The 4542-nt window shown below is 26.8% G+C and carries 4 protein-coding genes; all 4 read left to right on the plus strand.

Annotated elements, in window-relative coordinates; all coding sequences use genetic code 11:
• Window positions 1-142: 142 nt before the first annotated feature.
• A complete protein-coding gene (locus BM335_RS15475) occupies window positions 143-718 on the plus strand; it encodes a DUF998 domain-containing protein (RefSeq protein ID WP_090230847.1) in 576 nt (191 codons plus the stop codon).
• Between the two features lie 1491 nt (window positions 719-2209).
• On the plus strand, window positions 2210-2872 hold the full coding sequence (locus tag BM335_RS15480) for a hypothetical protein (RefSeq protein ID WP_218157827.1): 663 nt from the start codon (window positions 2210-2212) through the stop codon (window positions 2870-2872).
• A gap of 676 nt (window positions 2873-3548) precedes the next feature.
• Window positions 3549-3893, plus strand: coding sequence for a hypothetical protein (locus BM335_RS15485; protein WP_090230857.1), 345 nt, complete (start codon window positions 3549-3551; stop codon window positions 3891-3893).
• Between the two features lie 366 nt (window positions 3894-4259).
• Window positions 4260-4542: helix-turn-helix domain-containing protein (locus tag BM335_RS15490; protein ID WP_090230860.1), on the plus strand; the 283-nt coding region annotated here is incomplete at its 3' end.

Genomic DNA, 4542 nt, shown 5'->3' on the forward strand with positions numbered 1-4542 from the left:
ATAAAATAGAACGTTTCTAAACTTTTATTTTATTAAATTTATCAAACGAAAAAAATTGCTAACCAAATCACAACTTTGGTTATACTAAACCGTTGCAATTAATGGCGGAGCATCAAAATGATAGTTCAAAAATCAAATAAATATGAAAGATAAAATCTTTGTGAGATTGGGATTTGTGATTCCATTTATCTTTTGGACTACTACAATTATTTGTGGCTATATTTTTACCGATTATAATCATTTAACAAATATTGTAAGTGCTTTAGGAGAAATTGGAACAAAATCTCAATTTATATTTACGACTGGTTTAGTTTTAAGTGCCATTTTAAGTGTCTTTTTTATAATCGGACTATTAAAGGTATGTAAGAATAATGGACTTAATAAGTTTCCTATTCTAATAATTTTGACTTTTACATTTTCAATAGCTGGAGCAGGATTATTTCCATTGCCACTTAGATTACACGGAATTTTAGGTTCTCCGTCAATATTATTATTTCTTTCACCATTTTTTAGTATTATTTTATGGAGAGTAGAGAAAATAACAAATATTAGAGTATTTGCAACTTTGTCATTTTTAATAATGTCTTTAGGATTTTTAGCTTTCTTTCCTAATATTTTAAGTTCATATCCAGGATTGAAACAACGTCTTTTTCATTTAGGTTGGTCAATTTGGTTTATTTATTTAAGTAGAGAATTTTCTATACTCAATGAAAAATGAAGTCTAAAATTGACTATATTCAGACTATTCTAATAATAACGGAATTGAGCAACTAAACGGAAAAATTTAAATAGAAAAATTGCAACAAACTGAGAAACATTTCTGACTTTTTTCAATCATTTCGGAATTGAAATTAGAAAAGAAAGTTTAGAACAAAATAGAAAAAAAAGCCACTAAATTGCAACAATGTGCATAAAAAATTGCTTAATTCAGTAAAATTGAATGTTTATAAAATAAAAATATATTAAATTTAAACATCGAAAAATTGCGTTTTAAAAACCCACAACTTTTCATGCTCAAACACGTTGCTAGTAACGGCGGACTTCACTCTGAAGTCCTTAATTCTAGTGTTTTAAGCTTGAAAAAATTGAACTAACTAAGACACGAAAAAAAATATTTATGAAAAAATAAAGTTCTAAAATCACTTCTACTCTATTTGACAAATTTGAGTATTTATGATTTAAATATTATAACGCAAAAATTGAGCAATAAAATCGGAAAAACTTATTGAAACGGAAAGATTGAGCAAAATGTCGGAATTGAGCAATGAAAGCGGAAAAAGTTTTTAAGACAAATTTTTGTAAACCGAAAAATTTTAGATTTTAAGAATCAAAACAGATTTGAGCAACAAACCGAAAAAAGTTTTAAGACAAATTTAAAAAAATAGAATAATTCAAGATTTTATAATAATTACGGTACGACTTTTTAGCACCAGAATTAAAAGCCGCTGCAAGCAACAATGTATAACCAAAATTGCTTTTTTTAGTAAAATTGAATGTTTTATAATACTAATTTTATTAAATTTATCAAACGAAAAAAATTGCTAACCAAATCACAACTTTGGTTATACTAAACCGTTGTAAATAATGGTGGACTTCACTCTGAAGTCCTTCATTCTAATATTTTAAATTAGAAAAAGTTGAACTGTCTAAAACACGAAAAAAATATTTTAACGAAAAAATAAAGTTCTAAAATCACTTCTACTCTATTTGACAAATTTGAGTATTTATGATTTATATATTGTAACGGAAAAGTTGAGCAATGAAATCGGAAAAACTCATTGAAACGGAAAGATTGAGCAAAATACTGGAATTGTGCAATAAACCGAAAAACTCATTGAAACGGAAAAATTGAGCATAATAACGGATTGAGTAACGAATCGGAAAAGTTTTTTAGAAAATTGAGTCTTAACCAAGAAATTGAAGTTTCTAAGAAAATGGAGCCGAATTGAGATGTGAATCCAAAAAGTATTTAAGACAAATTTTAATTAATAGATAAATTCAAAACATTATAATAATTACGTATGATTTTTAGCACCAGAATGAAAAACCACTATTTACAACAATGTATAACCAAAATTGTTTCTTTTCGTAAAATTGAATGTTTTGTAATACTAATTTTATTAAATTTATCAAACGAAAAAAATTGCTAACCAAATCACAACTTTGGTTATACTAAACCGTTGTACAAAATAGGATGAAAAATATTGCTATGATAAATAAAACACTAAAAATACTGTTGATTTTAATCTCGACAAATATCTATTCTCAAAATCAGATGCAAAAAGATTCCGTTGCGAATGAGATTTGTAAAATGATTGAAAATAATAAAAATTTATCAGATTCCGCCCGAATTGCAGAAGTTTACATTAAACATATGTATCCATATTTAGATAAATTTCCAGAAAATCAACAAGAAGAAATAGGAACAAATATTTATTATAGATTACAAAGGAATTGTAAGGAATTTGTTGAAATTCTAAACAGAAATGACCCAGCAAAAGGAGATTGGAAAATCGTTAATGAAAAACCGAAAATTTTAATTGACAAATCAGTTAGCCAGAGTTTTAATAATTATGAGAAATTTAGATATTATGAGGCAAATGGAGATATTATAAATGTTGAGATAAAGAACGGATTTTGGATAGATAATTTCTTGAATAAAACTTATTCAAAATTAAAATTCAATTGGATTAATGATTTTACATTCGAAATTGAATTTATAGAAAGTAATAATGAGTCCAGAAAAAATTTCAGTAATAAAGGAGATAAATATATATACGAGATTTTTAATAAAACTGAAAACTATTTTGAGCTTACCGTATTTGCAGATGGAAACAATCAATATTTAACATTCAAACTGTATTTTGAGTAATCTACTTTGTACAACACCGCGCATAATTTATGCTTACTTTTAAACTAACTATGAACAAACTAACAAACAACGCACGATTTACTACAACCGAAAAATCTCCGATTTTCCAGTCGCACAAATCATGCTCAAACTCGTTGTAAAATATAGCGGATTTCCAGTCGGAAATCCACAATTTCAGTTTTAAAAGTGTAAAAAAGTTGTCAGAAAAATTCACAGTCGGATTTTCTCATTGAAACGGGAAAAGTTTAAATATTGAATCGGTTCGATTTTGAGCACAATTAAGGAGTAAAAAGTTGAAACGGATAAAATAACCAATCAGAACAGAATTAAGCATTGAAACGGATTAATTTGAGCAAAACAGCGGAGAAATGAGCGGAACCAAATCTTAAAAAGATAAATTCTAACTAAATCGAGAAAGATTTTCGATTTTGTCAATTTGAACGGATTTGAGAATTGTAACGGTACGATTTTTAGCACCAGAATGAAAAAGCTACAATTTTACAACAATGCACATAAAAAATTGCTTAATTCTGTAAAATAGAATGTTTATAAAACAAAAAAATACTAAATTTAAACATCGGAAAATTGCACTTTTAAACTCGCAACTTTTCATGTTCTAAACCGTTGGCAAATATAATATGACTACTTGATAACAGAAATGAATTGACCAAATCATATGACACGAATAAAATTTAATTACACGACTGATTTCGAAAATATAATAAAGCAAGGATTAAGCAATGCTCAACTACAGTTATTGAAAGAGTTGCTCCAAAAACACAATGTTGATGAAGAACAATTATTTTACATTATGCATAAAAGAGATGAAGCAATAGGTTTTACAATTGGCGATAGAGTTCTATACAAAGGATATACTCACCTAAGACCAAATCAGACAGAGTTTAAAGTTTATAAAATAACTAATATTTATAATGATTGCTTAACAGATGTAAGAATAAAACCTATATCGGGAGGAGAATCAATTAGAGTTTATCATAGAGATTTAGAAAAAATAAATTAAAAGGAAAATTTCTCATATAACTAGAAAGATTTGAGTTTTACGACAGTATTAGACAATTATATCTCTGATTTTAAAATTAGAATGAAAACCCTAAAAAAGACAATATCTAATTGATGAAACTTATGCGAAATAAGAAACAAACAGATTAATATATTAATTAAAAAACATTTGCCAACAACTGGTATATTTTATTGTTTGGTTCTTGCACACTTACGAAAATCCTCACGGATTTTCTTGGTCAGTAATTGTTTATTAAATTTATTGCTTAAACACTCAACAAAACATACCAAAAACCGTTGTGCACAATACTGAAAAAACTCTCGTCCTAAAATAGGTTGACTAAAAATTAAACACTTTTAGTAACTTATGAATACACAACAAAATTCAACCTGTCGAAAAAAAGAGTATCAAAAAATTAGTTTTGACCTCAAACTTTCTATCATTGACGAAATTATTAATGGACAAATTTCTGTCAACTATGCCTCCAAAAAATATCAAATTTCTCGAAGTTCTATTACCTATTGGATGAAAAAATTGAGTAATTTTAAACAAAAATCTACTTCTATGGGTAAAAATAATGAACTTAAAAAACTACGCGAACGTATTGAAGAATTAGAGTTTATTAAAGACTTTCAACAAGATATTATCG

The sequence above is a fragment of the Lutibacter maritimus genome (assembly GCF_900116115.1).
GTDB lineage: Bacteria > Bacteroidota > Bacteroidia > Flavobacteriales > Flavobacteriaceae > Lutibacter > Lutibacter maritimus.

Excerpts from the sequence above, each read along its gene's own strand:
- BM335_RS15475 (WP_090230847.1), top strand. The coding sequence starts at position 143 with ATGAAAGATAAAATCTTTGTGAGATTGGGATTTGTGATTCCATTTATC.
- BM335_RS15480 (WP_218157827.1), top strand. The coding sequence starts at position 2,210 with ATGATAAATAAAACACTAAAAATACTGTTGATTTTAATCTCGACAAAT.
- BM335_RS15485 (WP_090230857.1), top strand. The coding sequence starts at position 3,549 with ATGACACGAATAAAATTTAATTACACGACTGATTTCGAAAATATAATA.